Genomic DNA, 16,041 nt, shown 5'->3' with positions numbered 1-16,041 from the left:
GTATGGTGCCCAGGAGAAGACTCGAACTTCCACGACCGTTAAGTCACTGATACCTGAAACCAGCGCGTCTACCAATTCCGCCACCTGGGCAAAGCTTTACATCATCTGGAGAAGGCGAAAATCGTTCGCTTTCACACAGTAGTAACAGATCCTTGGTCATCTGTTACTTGAAATACTTGGTGCCCAGGAGAAGACTCGAACTTCCACGACCTTGCGGTCACTGATACCTGAAACCAGCGCGTCTACCAATTCCGCCACCTGGGCACACATTCGAGATTATTTGGTGCTTTACAGCGCCGCTAATCTCTATTACAACTTCGGGCTAGTCCGTCGTTGTGGTGCGCACTATACGGACGGCTTGGGGGGCTGTAAACCCCCTTGGCAAAAAAAAATTCAAAAATTTCAACTTGTTGATTCCACTGGCCTATTCCTGCTGTTTACGCACTGCAGCGGGGGCTGTCCAAGGCCGACATTTCCGGTTTCAATACGCCTATGCCAGAATTCCTATCTATATACCCCAAGGTGAACCCCTTCTGATGGCCGATTGGCAATCCCTCGATCCCGAGGCCGCTCGCGAAGCGGAAAAATACGATAACCCCATTCCCAGCCGTGAGCTGATCCTGCAACGCCTTGCCGACCGTGGCGAGCCCGCCGCACGCGAGGAGCTGGCGAAAGAGTTTGGTCTGTATGAAGAAGACCAGATCGAAGCCTTGCGCCGCCGTCTGCGTGCCATGGAGCGCGATGGCCAGCTTATCTATACCCGGCGCGGCACTTATGCCCCGGTAGACAAGCTGGACCTGATCTGCGGCCGCGTCTCTGGCCACCGCGACGGCTTCGGTTTCCTTATTCCAGATGACGGCAGCGAAGACCTGTTCCTCAGCCCGTCGCAGATGCGCCTGGTGTTCGACGGTGACCGCGGCCTGGCGCGCGTGTCCGGCGTGGACCGCCGCGGCCGTCGCGAAGGCGTGCTGGTCGAGGTCATCTCCCGCGCCCACGAAAGCGTGGTCGGCCGCTACTTCGAAGAAGGCGGCATCGGCTATGTGACCCCCGACAACCCCAAGATCCAGCAAGAAGTGCTGGTGACTGCGGGGCGCAACGGTGGTGCCAAGATCGGCCAGTTCGTCGAGATCAAGATCACCCATTGGCCAACCCCGCGCTTCCAGCCGCAAGGCGACGTGGTGGAGGTCATTGGCAACTACATGGCCCCCGGCATGGAAATCGACGTTGCCCTGCGCAGCTACGATATCCCCCATGTGTGGCCCAAGGACGTGATCAAGGAAGCGCGCAAGTTCCGCTCTGAAGTCGAAGACAAGGACAAAGAGAAGCGCATCGACCTGCGTCACCTGCCGTTCGTCACCATCGACGGTGAAGACGCCCGCGACTTCGACGACGCCGTGTATTGCGAGCCGCTGGGCAAGCTGCGCCTGTTCTCCGGTGGCTGGCGCCTGTATGTGGCCATTGCCGACGTGTCCAGCTATGTACGCCTGGGTTCGGCCCTGGACGTCGAAGCGCAGCAGCGCGGCAACTCGGTGTACTTCCCCGAGCGCGTGGTGCCGATGCTCCCCGAGGAGCTGTCCAACGGCCTGTGCTCGCTGAACCCGCACGTCGATCGCCTGGCCATGGTCTGCGAAATGACCATGAACAAGGCCGGCCAGATGGTCGACTATCAGTTCTACGAAGGCGTTATCCACTCCCACGCCCGCCTGACCTACAACAAGGTCAGCAGCATGCTCGAGCACTCGCGCACCCGTGAAGGCAAGGCGCTGCGCGAAGAGTACAAGGCGGTCGTGCCAGACCTGAAGAACCTGTACAACCTGTACAAGGTGCTGGTGGAGGCGCGTCACACCCGTGGCGCCATCGACTTCGAGACCCAGGAAACCCGCATCATCTTCGGTGACGAGCGCAAGATCGCGGAAATCCGCCCGACCGTGCGCAACGATGCCCACAAGCTGATCGAAGAGTGCATGCTGGCTGCCAACGTGGCCACTGCCGAGTTCCTGCAGAAGCACGGCGTGCCAGCCCTGTACCGTGTGCACGACGGCCCGCCGCCGGAGCGCCTGGAAAAACTGCGCGCCTTCCTTGGCGAGCTGGGCCTCAGCCTGCACAAAGGCAAGGACCCGTCGCCGAAGGATTACCAGGCCCTGCTGGCGAGCATCGCCGGGCGCCCGGACTTCCACCTGATCCAGACGGTGATGCTGCGCTCGCTGAGCCAGGCCGTGTACAGCACCGAGAACAATGGCCACTTCGGCCTCAACTACGAGGCTTACACCCACTTCACCTCGCCGATCCGCCGTTACCCGGACCTGCTGGTGCACCGCGCCATTCGCAGCATCATCCGCTCCAAGGTCGACACCCCGCACGTCAAGCGGGCTGGTGCCATGAGCATTCCCAAGGCGCGCATCTACCCGTACGACGAGAACACCCTCGAGCAACTGGGTGAGCAGTGCTCGATGACCGAGCGCCGGGCCGACGAAGCCACCCGCGACGTGGTCAACTGGCTCAAGTGCGAGTTCATGAAAGACCGCGTGGGCGAGACCTTCCCGGGTGTGATCACCGCCGTGACCGGCTTCGGCCTGTTCGTCGAGTTGACCGACATCTACGTGGAAGGCCTGGTGCACGTCAGTGCGCTGCCGGGCGACTACTACCACTTCGACCCGGTGCACCATCGCCTGTCCGGCGAGCGCACCGGGCGCAGTTTCCGCCTGGGCGACACCATCGAAGTGAAGGTCATGCGGGTAGACCTGGACGAGCGCAAGATCGACTTCGAAGTGGCCCAGTCGACCCTGGCGGCACCTATCGGTCGCAAGCAGCGCGGCGCCGCGCCAGCAGCTGACCAGGCCGAGCAGCCGCCGCTGAGCGAGGCGAAGGCCACGCCCAAGCCGCGCAGCCGTAAAAGCGAAGCCGCCGAAGCCTACTTCCCGAAAGACGCCGTGCAGCGTAATGCCGAAGTGCGCAAGAGCCGCGAGATGAAAAAGGCGCTGATGAGCGAGGCGCGCACGGGCGGCCACGCCAGCAGCAAGTCGGACAAAGGTGGCAAGGCCACTGGCAAACCGACCAAGCACCGTAAAGGCCCACCGAAGTCCGGTGCGCCACGCAAGAGCAAGAGCAAGTCATGAGTCAGCTGGAAAAGATCTACGGCGTGCACGCCGTGCAGGCATTGCTGCAGCACCATCCGAAGCGGGTCAAGCAGATCTGGCTGTCGGAAGGGCGCAGCGAGCCACGCCTGCAGGCGCTGTTGGCACTGGCCGCGGAAAACCGCGTGGCGGTTGGCCAGGCCGAGCGCCGCGAAATGGATGCCTGGGTCGAGGGTGTGCACCAGGGCGTTGTCGCCGAGGTCAGCCCTAGCCAGGTGTGGGGCGAACTGATGCTCGAAGAGTTGCTCGAGCGCACGGAAACCCCGCCGCTGATCCTGGTGCTGGACGGTGTGACCGACCCGCACAACCTTGGCGCCTGCCTGCGTACTGCCGATGCGGCCGGCGCCACGGCAGTGATCGTGCCCAAGGACAAGTCGGCCACCCTGACCCCGGTGGTGCGCAAGGTGGCCTGCGGCGCTGCCGAGGTCATTCCGCTGGTGGCTGTCACCAACCTGGCGCGTACGCTGGAGAAATTGCAGCAACGTGGCCTGTGGGTGGTCGGCACCGCGGGTGAGGCCGAGCAGGAGATCTACCAGCAAGACCTGACCGGGCCGCTGGTGATGATCATGGGCGCTGAAGGCAAGGGCATGCGCCGCCTCACCCGCGAACATTGCGACTTCCTGGTGAAATTGCCGATGAGCGGCAGCGTCAGCAGCCTTAACGTATCGGTCGCCACGGGCGTGTGCCTGTTTGAGGCCGTGCGTCAGCGCCAGGCCAAGCGCTGATCTTCAGCCTGTAACGGCCCCTTCGCGGGCATGCCCGCTCCCACAGGTTCGCTGCTGCCTCTGGCAACGCAGCTTTCCTGTGGGAGCGGGCGTGCCCGCGAAGGGGGCTTGACGCCATGTGAATATGTTTCAGGCTGTTCAAATATTCGCCAATTGCCTTGCTTGTGCGCAACGCCTTCTCTACAATTGCGCCCCTTGCCGAGCTGGCAGGCGCTCATGTGCCTCCCCTCCGTGCAAGACATACAGTGTCATTCACTCCTTGTCTGACCAGATTCACTGGCAGACTACTAACCCGTAAGGAGCATTCATGCGTCATTACGAAATCATCTTCCTGGTTCACCCGGACCAGAGCGAACAAGTCGGCGGCATGGTTGAGCGTTACACCAAGCTGATCGAAGAAGATGGTGGCAAAATCCACCGCCTGGAAGACTGGGGCCGTCGTCAACTGGCCTACGCAATCAACAATGTTCACAAGGCTCACTACGTGATGCTGAACGTTGAGTGCACCGGCAAGGCCCTGGCCGAGCTGGAAGACAACTTCCGCTACAACGATGCCGTGATCCGTAACCTGGTCATCCGTCGTGACGAAGCCGTTACCGGCCAGTCCGAGATGCTGAAGGCTGAAGAGAACCGCAGCGAGCGCCGTGAGCGTCGCGAGCGTCCTGAGCATGCTGACTCCGCCGAAGGCGACGACAGCAATGACAGCGACTCCAGCGATAACGCTGACGAGTAATCCACGGACCTTTAGAGGAGCCTATTAAATGGCACGTTTCTTCCGTCGTCGTAAATTCTGCCGCTTCACTGCTGAAGACGTGAAAGAGATCGACTTCAAAGATCTCAACACCCTGAAAGCTTACGTATCCGAAACCGGCAAGATCGTTCCAAGCCGTATCACCGGTACCAAAGCTCGTTATCAGCGTCAGCTGGCTACCGCTATCAAGCGCGCCCGCTTCCTGGCCCTGCTGCCCTACACCGACAGCCACGGCCGCTGAGACCGGGTCGTCGACAAGCAGTAAGGGACTAGCATGCGAGCGTTAGCAAGTTTCATCATGCGCGGTCGTATGCAGGCCACCCTGGTGGTGGTCATCAGCGCGGTACTGCCGCTGCTGTTCTGGTTGAGTGCCGCTGCCGGCAGCCTTGTGCTGCTGCGGCGTGGGTTCAGGGATGCTACATCGGTCATCGTCGGCGGCTTGCTCGCCGGGCTGGCTGTGTGGGTCATGGGCGATCCCATCACCTTTCTGGTGATTGCGGGTGCCCTGGCCTTGGCCGCCATGTTGCGTGCCGAGCATCCCTGGAGCCGGGTGTTGCTGGCCAGTGCCGTGTTCGCCGTGGCTTTCAGCCTCGTGCTTGATCTGGCGCTGGCGCAGACCTTCGATATGCTGGCCAAGGCGTTTGCCGAAGCCATGCCGAAAATCGAAGGGGAGCCCGTGCTCTCCGGTGAGCTGATCCGCCCTGTGCTGGTCGCCTCCACAGCAGTGACGGTGCAATTGTTCAGTGTGCTGGCGTTGATGCTGGCGCGCTATTGGCAAGCAGCGTTGTACAACCCTGGAGGCTTCGGTCGCGAGTTTCGCGAGCTGAAGTTGCCGAAACAGACCATGGCGGTCTTGGTGGCAGTGATGGTGGTGGCGCCGTTTATCGGTCCGCAGTTCATCATTCTGGCATCGGCTTCCAGCCTGGTACTGGTGCTGGCCGGCATCGCGTTGATGCACGGGCTGGTGGCACAGGGGCGACTGGCCGGTTTCTGGCTGGTGGGCATGTACGTGACGTTGCCGCTGATCATGCAGCTGATTTATCCGTTGCTGGTGGTCTTGGCCATTGTCGACAGCCTGATTGATTTTCGCGGTCGCAAGTCCCCCAAGGGGAATGACTCCGCGAACGGTGAAGGTTAAAAGTTAAGAGGTTTTACCAAATGGAACTGATCCTGCTGGAAAAAGTCGCTAACCTGGGCAACCTGGGCGACAAAGTAAAAGTTAAGGCTGGTTACGGCCGTAACTTCCTGCTGCCATTCGGCAAGGCCACCGTTGCCAACGCCGCCAACCTGGCTGCGTTCGAAGAGCGTCGTGCCGAGCTGGAAAAAGCAGCCGCTGACAAGAAAGCTTCGGCTGAAAGCCGCGCTGCCCAACTGGCCGAGCTGGAAGTGACCATCACTGCCACCGCTGGCGACGAAGGCAAGCTGTTCGGTTCGATCGGCACCCACGACATCGCTGACGCCCTGACCGCCTCTGGCGTTGAAGTGGCCAAAGCTGAAGTTCGTCTGCCGAACGGCACTATCCGTCAGGTTGGCGAATACGACGTAGCTGTGCACCTGCACAGCGACGTTGAAGCCACTGTGCGTGTGGTTGTCGTAGCTGCCTAAGCTGCGCTGACTGGCTGGCTCCCTGCGAGCCAGGCAGTTAACATCGGGCACGGTCCTGTTTCCTACAGGCCGTGCCCTTTGTCTTTTTCGTCCTCCAGAATTCTTTCGTGGCCATGAACGAGATCACCACTTCCGAACAGCTAGACCTGCAAACCGCAGCCCTCAAGGTGCCGCCGCATTCCATCGAGGCCGAACAGGCCGTGCTCGGTGGCCTGATGCTGGACAACAACGCCTGGGAGCGGGTGCTGGATCAGGTATCGGACGGCGATTTCTATCGGCATGACCACCGCCTGATCTTCCGTGCCGTGCACAAGTTGGCCGACGCCAACCAGCCATTCGACGTGGTTACCCTGCACGAGCAACTGGACAAGGAAGGCCTGTCTTCGCAAGTCGGCGGCCTGGCGTACCTGGCCGAACTGGCCAAGAACACACCGTCGGTGGCGAATATCAAGGCCTATGCCGCGATCATTCGCGAGCGCGCCACGTTGCGCCAGCTGATCAGCATCAGTACCGACATCGCCGACAACGCCTTCAACCCGCAAGGGCGCAACGCCGAAGAAATCCTCGACGATGCCGAGCGGCAGATTTTCCAGATTGCCGAGGCCCGGCCGAAAACCGGTGGCCCGGTGGGGGTCAACGAGCTGTTGACCATGGCCATCGACCGTATCGACACCTTGTTCAACTCCGACAGCGACATTACCGGTGTATCCACCGGCTTTACCGACCTGGACGAGAAGACCAGCGGCCTGCAGGCGGCCGACTTGATCATCGTTGCTGGCCGCCCGTCGATGGGCAAGACCACCTTTGCCATGAACCTGGTGGAAAACGCCGTACTGCGTACCGACAAGGCCGTGCTGGTGTTCTCGCTGGAAATGCCAGGTGAGTCGCTGATCATGCGTATGCTGTCGTCGCTGGGCCGCATCGACCAGACCAAGGTCCGTTCCGGCCAGCTGGACGACGATGACTGGCCGCGGCTGACTTCGGCGGTGAACCTGCTCAACGATCGCAAGTTGTTCATCGACGACACCGCGGGCATCAGCCCCTCGGAAATGCGCGCGCGCACCCGCCGCCTGGCCCGTGAACACGGCGAAATCGCCATGATCATGGTCGATTACCTGCAGCTGATGCAGATTCCGGGTTCGGCCGGTGATAACCGCACCAACGAAATTTCCGAGATTTCCCGCTCGCTCAAAGCCTTGGCAAAGGAATTCAACTGCCCGGTCATCGCCCTGTCGCAGCTGAACCGCTCGCTGGAACAACGCCCGAACAAGCGCCCGGTGAACTCCGACTTGCGTGAGTCCGGTGCAATCGAGCAGGACGCCGACGTGATCATGTTCGTGTACCGCGACGAGGTGTACCACCCCGAGACCGAGCACAAGGGCGTGGCGGAAATCATCATCGGTAAACAGCGTAACGGCCCGATCGGCTTTGTCCGTTTGGCGTTCATCGGCAAGTACACCCGCTTCGAAAACCTCGCGCCGGGCATGTACAACTTCGATGATGATGAATAACTCACTGTAGGAGCGGCCTTGCGTCGCGATGGGCTGCGCAGCAGCCCCCACACTGTTTGCATTTGCACTGAATCCTGGGGCTGCTGCGCAGCCCATCGCGACGCAAGGCCGCTCCTACAAGGTGTGCGGTGCGCCCGATGGCCAAGGCGCTGAAAATGTTGCGGTGAACACCTGGCACCCTTACAACCCCCAAGTCAGCCAACCGTCACCCCACCCACCAATCCCCCACGAATCCAGTCGGATTTGGTCAAAATTTGTGCTATATTTCGCGCCCGCGATTTTCCTGCACACCAGAACCGGTCACTGACATGCAAGCAGCCAAACCACTCTACGACTATCCCAAGTACTGGGCCGAATGCTTCGGGCCAGCACCTTTCCTGCCAATGAGCAGGGAGGAGATGGATCTGCTCGGCTGGGATTCCTGCGACATCATCATCGTGACCGGGGATGCCTACGTCGATCACCCCTCGTTCGGCATGGCCATCATCGGCCGGCTACTGGAAGCCCAGGGTTTCCGCGTGGGCATCATTGCCCAGCCGAACTGGCAGTCCAAAGACGACTTCATGAAGCTCGGCGAGCCCAACCTGTTCTTCGGCGTGGCCGCCGGCAACATGGACTCGATGATCAACCGCTACACCGCGGACAAGAAAATCCGTTCCGACGACGCCTACACCCCAGGCGGCCTGGCCGGTAGCCGACCAGACCGCGCCAGCCTGGTGTACAGCCAGCGCTGCAAGGAAGCCTATAAGCATGTGCCGATCGTACTCGGCGGCATCGAGGCATCGTTGCGTCGCATTGCCCACTACGACTACTGGCAGGACAAGGTTCGCCATTCGATCCTGATCGACGCCAGCGCCGACATCCTGCTGTTCGGCAACGCCGAGCGGGCGGTGGTCGAGGTGGCCCAGCGCCTGTCCAGTGGCGAAAGCATCGAAAGCATCACCGACGTGCGCGGCACCGCTTTCGTGCGCCGTGACACGCCGCAGGGCTGGTACGAAATCGACTCGACCCGCATCGACCGCCCAGGCCGTGTCGACAAGATCATCAACCCCTACGTGAACACCCAGGACACCCAGGCCTGCGCCATCGAGCAGGCCAAAGGCGACCAGGAAGACCCGAACGAAGCCAAGGTGGTACAGATTCTCGACAGCCCGGCGGTCACGCGGGAAAAGTCGGTCATCCGCCTGCCATCGTTCGAGAAGGTGCGTAACGACCCGGTGCTCTATGCCCACGCCAACCGCGTGCTGCACCTGGAGACCAACCCGGGCAACGCCCGTGCACTGGTGCAGAAACACGGTGACGTGGACGTGTGGTTCAACCCGCCACCCATTCCGATGAGCACCGAGGAAATGGACTACGTGTTCGGCATGCCTTACGCCCGTGTACCGCACCCGGCGTACGGCAAGGCGCGTATCCCGGCCTACGAGATGATCCGTTTCTCGGTCAACATCATGCGTGGCTGCTTCGGCGGCTGCACCTTCTGCTCGATCACCGAGCACGAAGGCCGCATCATCCAGAACCGCTCGCACGAGTCGATCCTGCACGAAATCGAAGAGATGCGTGACAAGGTGCCAGGCTTCACCGGCGTGGTGTCCGACCTTGGCGGGCCGACTGCGAACATGTATCGCATCGCGTGCAAGAGCCACGACATCGAAAAGCACTGCCGCAAGCCCTCGTGCGTGTTCCCTGGCATCTGCGAGAACCTCAACACCGACCACAGTTCGCTGATCGAGCTGTACCGCAAGGCTCGCGCCCTGCCAGGGGTGAAGAAGATCCTGATTGCCTCGGGCCTGCGCTACGACCTGGCCGTGGAGTCGCCGGAATACGTCAAGGAGCTGGTCACCCACCACGTAGGTGGCTACCTGAAAATTGCCCCGGAGCACACCGAGCGTGGCCCGCTGGACAAGATGATGAAGCCCGGCATTGGTACCTACGACCGCTTCAAGCGCATGTTCGAGAAGTTCTCGAAAGAAGCGGGTAAAGAGCAGTACCTGATCCCGTACTTCATTGCCGCGCACCCGGGTACCACCGACGAAGACATGATGAACCTGGCGCTATGGCTCAAGGGCAACGGCTTCCGTGCCGACCAGGTACAGGCGTTCTACCCGTCGCCGATGGCCTCGGCCACCGCCATGTACCACTCGGGCAAGAACCCGCTGCGCAAGGTGACCTACAAGAGCGAAGGTGTGGAAATCGTCAAGAGTGACGAGCAGCGCCGTCTGCACAAGGCATTCTTGCGCTACCACGACCCGAAAGGCTGGCCAATGCTGCGCGAAGCGCTGCAGCGCATGGGCCGCGCCGACCTGATCGGGCCTGGCAAGCACCAGTTGATTCCGGCGCACCAGCCGCAGACCGACAGCTACCAGAGCGCGCGCCGCAAGAACTCGACCCCGTCGGGCAGCCACAAAGTGGGCAAGGACCAGAAAATCCTGACCCAGCACACGGGCCTGCCACCGCGTGGCAGCGATGGCAGCAAGCCGTGGGACAAGCGCGAAAAGGCCAAGGCCGAAGCGTTTGCGCGTAATCAGCAGGCGGCCAAGGAGCGCAAGGAAGCGGGCAAGGGCGGTGGCGGCAAGGGCAAGAAGCCACGCCAGCCAGTCATTCCGCGCTGATTTCGGGGGCCGCCTTGCGGCCCAATCGCCGGCAAGCCAGCTCCCACGGGGATCGCATCAGGGCTGACAGGTGTTTGCCACAAGGTATGCAGCGCCTGTTAGAGCGAGCGCCGCCCGCGCGGCGCATCGCGAGCTGCGCTCGCTCCTACGTTTGTTTCGGGCCAATTATTCCTGTGGGATTTGAGCGCGAACGCCTTGGCGCATGCCTCAAAATCGCGTCGTACGAACAAGGCGGCCGCGCGCATCTGGCACAGGGGTTACTGGCCCGAAACAAACGTAGGAGCGAGCGCAGCTCGCGATGCGCCGCGCGGGCGGCGCTCGATCTCACAGGCACTGAAGATGCAGCGGCTACCCTTGCCAGGAACCATAGAATCTCCCACAGGTACAATGCTCGCTTTAGGATTTTGTGCAGCCCCTGAATCTGGTTTAGTCAGGGTTCTTGTCGACCCACTTCGGCGCCACCGGCGCGACAAAGCGGTCCATCGCGGCTAGCAGCTCATCCGGCTGCTGCCCCAACAGCAACATATCCCGGTGCTGCGGGCGCACGAAACCCTCCTCGACGATATGGTCGAGGAACCCGCCAAGCTTGTCGTAGAAGCCGTTCACATCCAGCAGCCCCAGCGGCTTGGCGTGGTAGCCCAGTTGCCCCCAGGTCCAGACCTCGAACAGCTCTTCCAGCGTACCCAGGCCACCCGGCAAGGCGATGAACGCGTCGCTCAACTCGGCCATGCGAGCCTTGCGCGCATGCATGCCATCGACCACTTCCAGCCGCGTCAGGCCTTTGTGGCCGACCTCGGCGTCCAGCAGGCTCTGCGGGATGATCCCTACCACGTCGCCACCCGCTGCCATCGCGGCGTCGGCTACCACACCCATCAAGCCAACAGCGCCACCGCCATACACCAGCGTCCAGCCTCGGCGGGCAATCGCCTGGCCCAGCGCGACCGCCGCCTCACGGTAGGCGGGGTTGCTGCCGATGCTGGCACCGCAAAACACACAAACGGAACGTACGGGCATTACTCACCTCCAGTCACTCAGGGTGACAGGGTACGGTGGCTGACCGTCGCTTCCAAGGCCGGGTTCATTCCGGGCGCGAGAATTCGCAGATCGCGCCGGTAGCACCGTGGGCGTAGGCGGCGAGCAGGCTGTTCAGAAACTGGGAGATGGGCATTTGGTATTGCTCCTAAATGAGAGGTTGTCCCATCGTCCAATAAAAGGGCATGATGTGCTCTTAGATTGGTTGTATACAATCCATTGAACAATTCAACTGACTGGCCACTTGACACCCCCTTGACCCATATCAGCAGGGTGCTGAACGGTTTCAGGCAGTCTCGCAATTGATAAAACCCTGCCAAGGAGATTCATGATGTTTGCGAAAGCTGTAGCGGTATCCCTGCTGACCCTCGCCAGCGCCTCTGTCTTCGCCGCCGAGTGCTCGGTAACTGTCGACTCCACCGACCAGATGTCATTCAACACCAAGGAAATCACCGTCGACAAAAGCTGCAAGGAATTCACGGTCAAACTGACCCACTCCGGCAACCTGCCGAAGAACGTCATGGGCCATAACCTGGTGATCAGCAAGACTGCCGACATGCAGGGCATTGCGACCGAAGGCATGAGCCAGGGCCTGGAAAAGGACTACATCAAGGCTGACAACGCCGCGATCATTGCCCATACCAAAATGATCGGCGCGCCGGAAAAAGAAACCGAAGTGAAGTTCGACCCTTCCAAGCTGGAAGCCGGTGGTGACTACAGCTTCTTCTGCACCTTCCCGGGCCACATCTCGATGATGAAAGGCAAGGTTGTCGTCAAGTAATCAGCTGACGCCGAGCCCTGTAGGGGCGGCTTTACCCGCGAATGCGGTGCCAGATCCACCATCGCATTCGCGGGTATACCCGCTCCTACAGGCGTTGTTACAGCCTGATCAAGGGGCGAACGGCAATTCGCGCTTGTGCTGGGTCTTGCGGTAGGTGGCCACGATGATGTCGAACGCTGCCTGGTCGACCGGCTGCCCATGCAGGAACGCGTCGATCTGCTGGTAGGTGACCCCATGCGAGGCTTCGTCCGGTTTGCCCGGTGCCAGGTCTTCCAGGTCTGCAGTCGGCACCTTCTCCACCAGTGACTCCGGCGCGCCAAAGCTGCGTGCAATGGCCCGCACCTGGTTTTTTACCAGGCCGCTCAGCGGCGCCAGGTCGCAGGCACCATCACCAAACTTGGTAAAGAAGCCCATCACCGCTTCGGCGGCGTGGTCGGTACCGATCACCAGCCCTGCGCGCGCGCCGGCGATGGTGTATTGGGCCACCATGCGCGTGCGTGCCTTGACGTTGCCGACCACGAAGTCCACCAGCGCCGGCGAGCCGCTTTTCAATTCCACCACTTCAGCCGCCAAGGCGCGCACTGCCGGGGCGATGTCCACGGTGTGCACTTCGTCGGCCCTGATCACGTCCAGGCAGGCCTGGGCGTCATGTTCATCATGCTGCACCTGGTACGGCAGGCGAACGGCGATGAAGGTATAAGCCTGGTCACCGGTTTCGGCGCGCAGTTCGTTGATGGCGCGCTGGGCGAGCAGGGCGGCGGTCAGCGAGTCGACCCCGCCGCTGATGCCCAGTACCAGGGTCTTGAGCCGGGCGTTGGCCAGGCAGTCCTTGATGAACGCCACGCGCCGGGCAACTTCTGCCTCTAGCGCGGCCGCGTCGGCGAACGGCGGCTGGACCTTCAGCGCCTGGGCAATTTCTTGCTGAACCGCTTGCATGGGTTACTCCTTGCTGGGGACTTTGAATACGTGACGCATGTAGGCAACGAAGTTGGCGTCGCGGCACTGGGTCTTGGCCGCTTCGTCGGAAATCTTGGCCACCGGTGCGCCGTTGCAGTCGGTCATTTTAAGCACGATGCTCATGGGGACCACACCCGGTATGTCGCAGGTCAGGTTGGTACCGATGCCAAAGCTGACGTTGATGCGCCCGCGCAGGGCCCGGAAGATTTCCAGCGAGCGGGTAAGGTTTAGGCTGTCGGAAAACACCAGGGTCTTGGTCATCGGGTCGATACCCAGTTTCTGGTAATGGGCGATCGCTTTCTCGGCCCAGGCTACCGGCTCGCCGGAGTCGTGGCGCAAGCCATCGAACAGCTTGGCGAAGTACAGGTCGAAATCGCCGAGGAAGGCATCCATGGTGATGCAGTCGGTCAGGGCGATACCGAGCAGGCCGCGGTACTCGCGCACCCAGCAGTCCAGCGCGGCGATCTGGCTGTCGATCAGCCGCGGGCCCAACTGCTGGTGCGCCATGATCCACTCGTGGGCCATGGTGCCCAGCGGCTTGATATCCAGTTTCCATGCCAGGTCGACGTTGCTGGTGCCGACGAAACGGCCAGGGAAGTCGTCGCGCAGTACCCGGACCACTTCCTCCTGCACGCGGCTGGAAAAGCGCCGGCGGGTGCCAAAGTCGGCTACCTGCAGTTCCGCCAGTTCGTCGTCGCTGGCGTGGGCGCGCAGCCAGTCGAACTTGCGGTACAGCTGGTCGCGTGCCTCGGCCAGGCGCATATGCGGGTGCAGGTGGCGGTTGCGCACTTCGCTGATGATCGCCAGCAAAGGCACTTCGAACAGGATCACATGCAGCCAAGGGCCTTTGAGGCGCAGGAACAGCTGATCGTGCTCGATGCCGAGGTGCACATAGCGCAGGTTGAAGCGAAACAGCCGCAAAAACCGCAGGAAGTCGGGCTTGAGGAAACTGATGCGCTCCAGAAAACCCAGCTGGCCATCATCGAGCGTGAGGTCGTTGAGCACCTCCAGCTGGTGGCGGATTTCGCCTAGATACGGCCGCAAGTCCTCGCCGTTGCGGCAGCGGAATTCCCATTCGACGTCGGCGTCCGGGTAGTTGTGCAGCACACCCTGCATCATGGTGAGTTTGTAGAAATCGGTGTCGAGCAGGTTGTGCACGATGCGCTCGGCGAATGCGCTCTCGCTCATCAAAGGGGCTCCGGAGGCGGCGAATGGGGGACATTGTGCCAGCCTTTTCGGCCTTGTTGTGTCTGCGCTGGCCTGTTCGCGGGTGAACCCGCGCCTGCAGGGCCGCGTATCTGCCAAATCCGCGTGTTTTTCGGTGCACCCGCCAGCCTTGTAACGGTGCTGCCTGTAGCAGTCGCGCACCACGGGTGTGCAGTTCGGTGACGTCTGCTGTTACAGGCCGGTTGCACGTAAACACCCGGCAGGGTTGCAATGATGGCGCGCGGCGGTTGCGCCTTGTCTGTACGGGTGGTGGCGCCCGGCGCGTGGCAGACGGTTGCACGCTCAATAAAGAAAAGGCCGTCGGTCGCTTCTACGTGCCGATGGTGGTGTGATTTTCCGTAAGACAAAACTGATGGCACGGCCCTTGCTCTGAGCATTGGGCTGAGAAGTTGTAGTGCCAACCAAAAAAACTCTAGGAGCACCACCTCATGTCGCAGACGTTTTACAAGAAAGGTTTCCTGGCGCTTGCCGTAGCCACGGCACTGGGTGTTTCTTCGTATGTCCAGGCCGACGTCAAGATCGGCGTAGCGGGGCCGATGACCGGAGCCAACGCAGCGTTCGGCGAGCAGTACATGAAAGGTGCGCAAGCTGCGGCCGACAAGATCAACGCCGCGGGTGGCGTGAATGGCGAGAAAATCGTGCTGGTCAAAGGCGATGACGCCTGCGAACCGAAACAGGCCGTTGCCGTAGCCAACCGCCTGGTCGACCAGGACAAGGTGATCGGGGTGGTCGGCCACTTCTGTTCGTCCAATACCATCCCGGCCTCCGAGGTGTATGACGAGGCCGGCGTGATCGCCATCACGCCCGGTTCGACCAACCCACAGGTCACCGAGCGCGGCCTGAGTGCCATGTTCCGCATGTGTGGCCGTGACGACCAGCAGGGCGTGGTCGCCGGCGACTACATTGTCGACGTGCTCAAGGGCAAGAAAGTCGCGGTGCTGCACGACAAGGACACCTACGGCCAAGGCCTGGCTGATGCCACCAAGGCACAGCTGGAAAAACGTGGCGTCAAGCCTGTGTTGTACGAAGGCCTGACCCGTGGCGAGAAAGACTTCAGCGCCGTGGTTACCAAGATCCGTGCTGCCGGTGCCGATGTTGTCTACTTCGGCGGCCTGCACCCGGAAGCCGGCCCGCTGGTGCGCCAACTGCGCGAACAGGGCCTGAAGGACGTCAAGTTCATGTCGGATGATGGCATCGTCACCGACGAGCTGGTGTCTACCGCCGGCGGTGCGCAGTACGTCGATGGCGTGTACATGACCTTTGGCGCCGACCCGCGCCTGCTGCCAGACAGCAAGGCCGTGGTCGAGGAGTTCCGCAAGGCGGGCACCGAACCGGAAGGCTATACGCTGTACGCCTACGCCTCGCTGCAGGCGCTCGCCGCCGCCTTCAACGGCGCCAAGTCGAACAAGGGCGAAGACGCTGCCAAGTGGCTCAAGGCCAACCCGGTGCAGACCGTCATGGGCGAAAAGAAGTGGGACAGCAAGGGCGACCTGACCGTGTCCGACTACGTGGTCTACCAGTGGGACAAGGACGGCAAGTACCACCAGCTGGACAAACAAAAATAATAACGGCCACCCGCCCGGGTTGCGCATGCGCCCGGGCCTGAGCCCCTGCGGTACCTGTCCTTATTCGGAGACCTGCACGGTCGTGCACTGCTGGGGCCGCATTGTCCGTGGCCTTGCGTGGTCGGCATGCGTGCAGTCTCG

At 61.5% G+C, this 16,041-nt stretch carries 13 protein-coding genes and 2 tRNA genes; 10 read left to right on the top strand and 5 right to left on the bottom strand.

The window, feature by feature from the left end; all coding sequences use genetic code 11:
• Nucleotides 1-3: 3 nt before the first annotated feature.
• Both AACG97_RS25320 and AACG97_RS25315 read right to left on the bottom strand, forming a co-directional pair.
• Nucleotides 4-90, bottom strand: a tRNA-Leu gene (locus tag AACG97_RS25320).
• 87 nt (nucleotides 91-177) lie between these two features.
• Nucleotides 178-264, bottom strand: a tRNA-Leu gene (locus AACG97_RS25315).
• A 272-nt stretch (nucleotides 265-536) separates the two neighbouring features.
• On the opposite strand from AACG97_RS25315, the gene rnr reads away from it, so the two are divergent.
• From rnr to AACG97_RS25275, 8 genes are all read left to right on the top strand, one after another.
• Nucleotides 537-3,116 carry a ribonuclease R gene (gene rnr, locus AACG97_RS25310; RefSeq protein ID WP_029887884.1) on the top strand — a complete coding sequence of 860 codons (2,580 nt, stop codon included), beginning with the start codon at nucleotides 537-539 and terminating at the stop codon, nucleotides 3,114-3,116.
• On the top strand, nucleotides 3,113-3,859 hold the full coding sequence (gene rlmB / locus AACG97_RS25305; protein ID WP_029887883.1) for a 23S rRNA (guanosine(2251)-2'-O)-methyltransferase RlmB: 747 nt from the start codon (nucleotides 3,113-3,115) through the stop codon (nucleotides 3,857-3,859). The genes rnr and rlmB overlap by 4 nt, the downstream gene beginning before the upstream one ends.
• Before the next feature lie 307 nt (nucleotides 3,860-4,166).
• Nucleotides 4,167-4,592, top strand: a complete 426-nt coding sequence (gene rpsF, locus AACG97_RS25300) for a 30S ribosomal protein S6 (protein ID WP_003249557.1) — start codon at nucleotides 4,167-4,169, stop codon at nucleotides 4,590-4,592.
• Nucleotides 4,593-4,620: 28 nt separating this feature from the next.
• Nucleotides 4,621-4,851, top strand: coding sequence for a 30S ribosomal protein S18 (gene rpsR, locus AACG97_RS25295; protein ID WP_003249563.1), 231 nt, complete (start codon nucleotides 4,621-4,623; stop codon nucleotides 4,849-4,851).
• Between the two features lie 33 nt (nucleotides 4,852-4,884).
• On the top strand, nucleotides 4,885-5,748 hold the full coding sequence (locus tag AACG97_RS25290; RefSeq protein ID WP_029887882.1) for a hypothetical protein: 864 nt from the start codon (nucleotides 4,885-4,887) through the stop codon (nucleotides 5,746-5,748).
• Between the two features lie 20 nt (nucleotides 5,749-5,768).
• Nucleotides 5,769-6,215, top strand: coding sequence for a 50S ribosomal protein L9 (gene rplI, locus AACG97_RS25285; RefSeq protein WP_003249568.1), 447 nt, complete (start codon nucleotides 5,769-5,771; stop codon nucleotides 6,213-6,215).
• Nucleotides 6,216-6,328: 113 nt separating this feature from the next.
• Complete coding sequence (dnaB, locus tag AACG97_RS25280; protein ID WP_009681285.1) at nucleotides 6,329-7,726, top strand: replicative DNA helicase; 1,398 nt, start codon at nucleotides 6,329-6,331, stop codon at nucleotides 7,724-7,726.
• Between the two features lie 308 nt (nucleotides 7,727-8,034).
• Nucleotides 8,035-10,338 carry a YgiQ family radical SAM protein gene (locus tag AACG97_RS25275; protein WP_029887881.1) on the top strand — a complete coding sequence of 768 codons (2,304 nt, stop codon included), beginning with the start codon at nucleotides 8,035-8,037 and terminating at the stop codon, nucleotides 10,336-10,338.
• A 426-nt stretch (nucleotides 10,339-10,764) separates the two neighbouring features.
• On the opposite strand, the gene AACG97_RS25270 is transcribed toward AACG97_RS25275, so the two are convergent.
• On the bottom strand, nucleotides 10,765-11,352 hold the full coding sequence (locus AACG97_RS25270) for an LOG family protein (protein WP_029885726.1): 588 nt from the start codon (nucleotides 11,350-11,352) through the stop codon (nucleotides 10,765-10,767).
• Nucleotides 11,353-11,701: 349 nt separating this feature from the next.
• On the opposite strand from AACG97_RS25270, the gene azu reads away from it, so the two are divergent.
• Nucleotides 11,702-12,151: an azurin gene (azu, locus tag AACG97_RS25265; RefSeq protein WP_029885725.1), complete on the top strand. Its 450-nt coding sequence runs from the start codon at nucleotides 11,702-11,704 to the stop codon at nucleotides 12,149-12,151.
• Nucleotides 12,152-12,259: 108 nt separating this feature from the next.
• On the opposite strand, the gene nadE is transcribed toward azu, so the two are convergent.
• Both nadE and pncB read right to left on the bottom strand, forming a co-directional pair.
• Nucleotides 12,260-13,087, bottom strand: coding sequence for an ammonia-dependent NAD(+) synthetase (gene nadE, locus AACG97_RS25260; RefSeq protein ID WP_009683309.1), 828 nt, complete (start codon nucleotides 13,085-13,087; stop codon nucleotides 12,260-12,262).
• Between the two features lie 3 nt (nucleotides 13,088-13,090).
• Nucleotides 13,091-14,296: a nicotinate phosphoribosyltransferase gene (gene pncB / locus AACG97_RS25255; RefSeq protein WP_009683308.1), complete on the bottom strand. Its 1,206-nt coding sequence runs from the start codon at nucleotides 14,294-14,296 to the stop codon at nucleotides 13,091-13,093.
• Nucleotides 14,297-14,763: 467 nt separating this feature from the next.
• Here pncB and AACG97_RS25250 point away from each other — a divergent pair, with 467 nt between their 5' ends.
• Nucleotides 14,764-15,900 (top strand): branched-chain amino acid ABC transporter substrate-binding protein, encoded by a 1,137-nt coding sequence (locus AACG97_RS25250; RefSeq protein ID WP_009683307.1) that lies wholly within the window; start codon nucleotides 14,764-14,766, stop codon nucleotides 15,898-15,900.
• The last annotated feature ends 141 nt before the right edge of the window (nucleotides 15,901-16,041 follow it).

Origin of the sequence: Pseudomonas sp. Nvir, assembly GCF_963778085.1 — a bacterium.
Lineage (GTDB): Bacteria > Pseudomonadota > Gammaproteobacteria > Pseudomonadales > Pseudomonadaceae > Aquipseudomonas > Aquipseudomonas juntendi.
The sequence above is the reverse complement of the archived record's forward strand: the minus strand, read 5'-3'. Positions and strand labels throughout refer to the sequence as shown.

Bases quoted from the DNA above. Each gene is read 5' to 3' on its own strand.
- rnr (WP_029887884.1), top strand. From the start codon at position 537: ATGGCCGATTGGCAATCCCTCGATCCCGAGGCCGCTCGCGAAGCGGAA.
- rlmB (WP_029887883.1), top strand. From the start codon at position 3,113: ATGAGTCAGCTGGAAAAGATCTACGGCGTGCACGCCGTGCAGGCATTG.
- rpsF (WP_003249557.1), top strand. From the start codon at position 4,167: ATGCGTCATTACGAAATCATCTTCCTGGTTCACCCGGACCAGAGCGAA.
- rpsR (WP_003249563.1), top strand. From the start codon at position 4,621: ATGGCACGTTTCTTCCGTCGTCGTAAATTCTGCCGCTTCACTGCTGAA.
- AACG97_RS25290 (WP_029887882.1), top strand. From the start codon at position 4,885: ATGCGAGCGTTAGCAAGTTTCATCATGCGCGGTCGTATGCAGGCCACC.
- rplI (WP_003249568.1), top strand. From the start codon at position 5,769: ATGGAACTGATCCTGCTGGAAAAAGTCGCTAACCTGGGCAACCTGGGC.
- dnaB (WP_009681285.1), top strand. From the start codon at position 6,329: ATGAACGAGATCACCACTTCCGAACAGCTAGACCTGCAAACCGCAGCC.
- AACG97_RS25275 (WP_029887881.1), top strand. From the start codon at position 8,035: ATGCAAGCAGCCAAACCACTCTACGACTATCCCAAGTACTGGGCCGAA.
- AACG97_RS25270 (WP_029885726.1), bottom strand. From the start codon at position 11,352: ATGCCCGTACGTTCCGTTTGTGTGTTTTGCGGTGCCAGCATCGGCAGC.
- azu (WP_029885725.1), top strand. From the start codon at position 11,702: ATGTTTGCGAAAGCTGTAGCGGTATCCCTGCTGACCCTCGCCAGCGCC.
- nadE (WP_009683309.1), bottom strand. From the start codon at position 13,087: ATGCAAGCGGTTCAGCAAGAAATTGCCCAGGCGCTGAAGGTCCAGCCG.
- pncB (WP_009683308.1), bottom strand. From the start codon at position 14,296: ATGAGCGAGAGCGCATTCGCCGAGCGCATCGTGCACAACCTGCTCGAC.
- AACG97_RS25250 (WP_009683307.1), top strand. From the start codon at position 14,764: ATGTCGCAGACGTTTTACAAGAAAGGTTTCCTGGCGCTTGCCGTAGCC.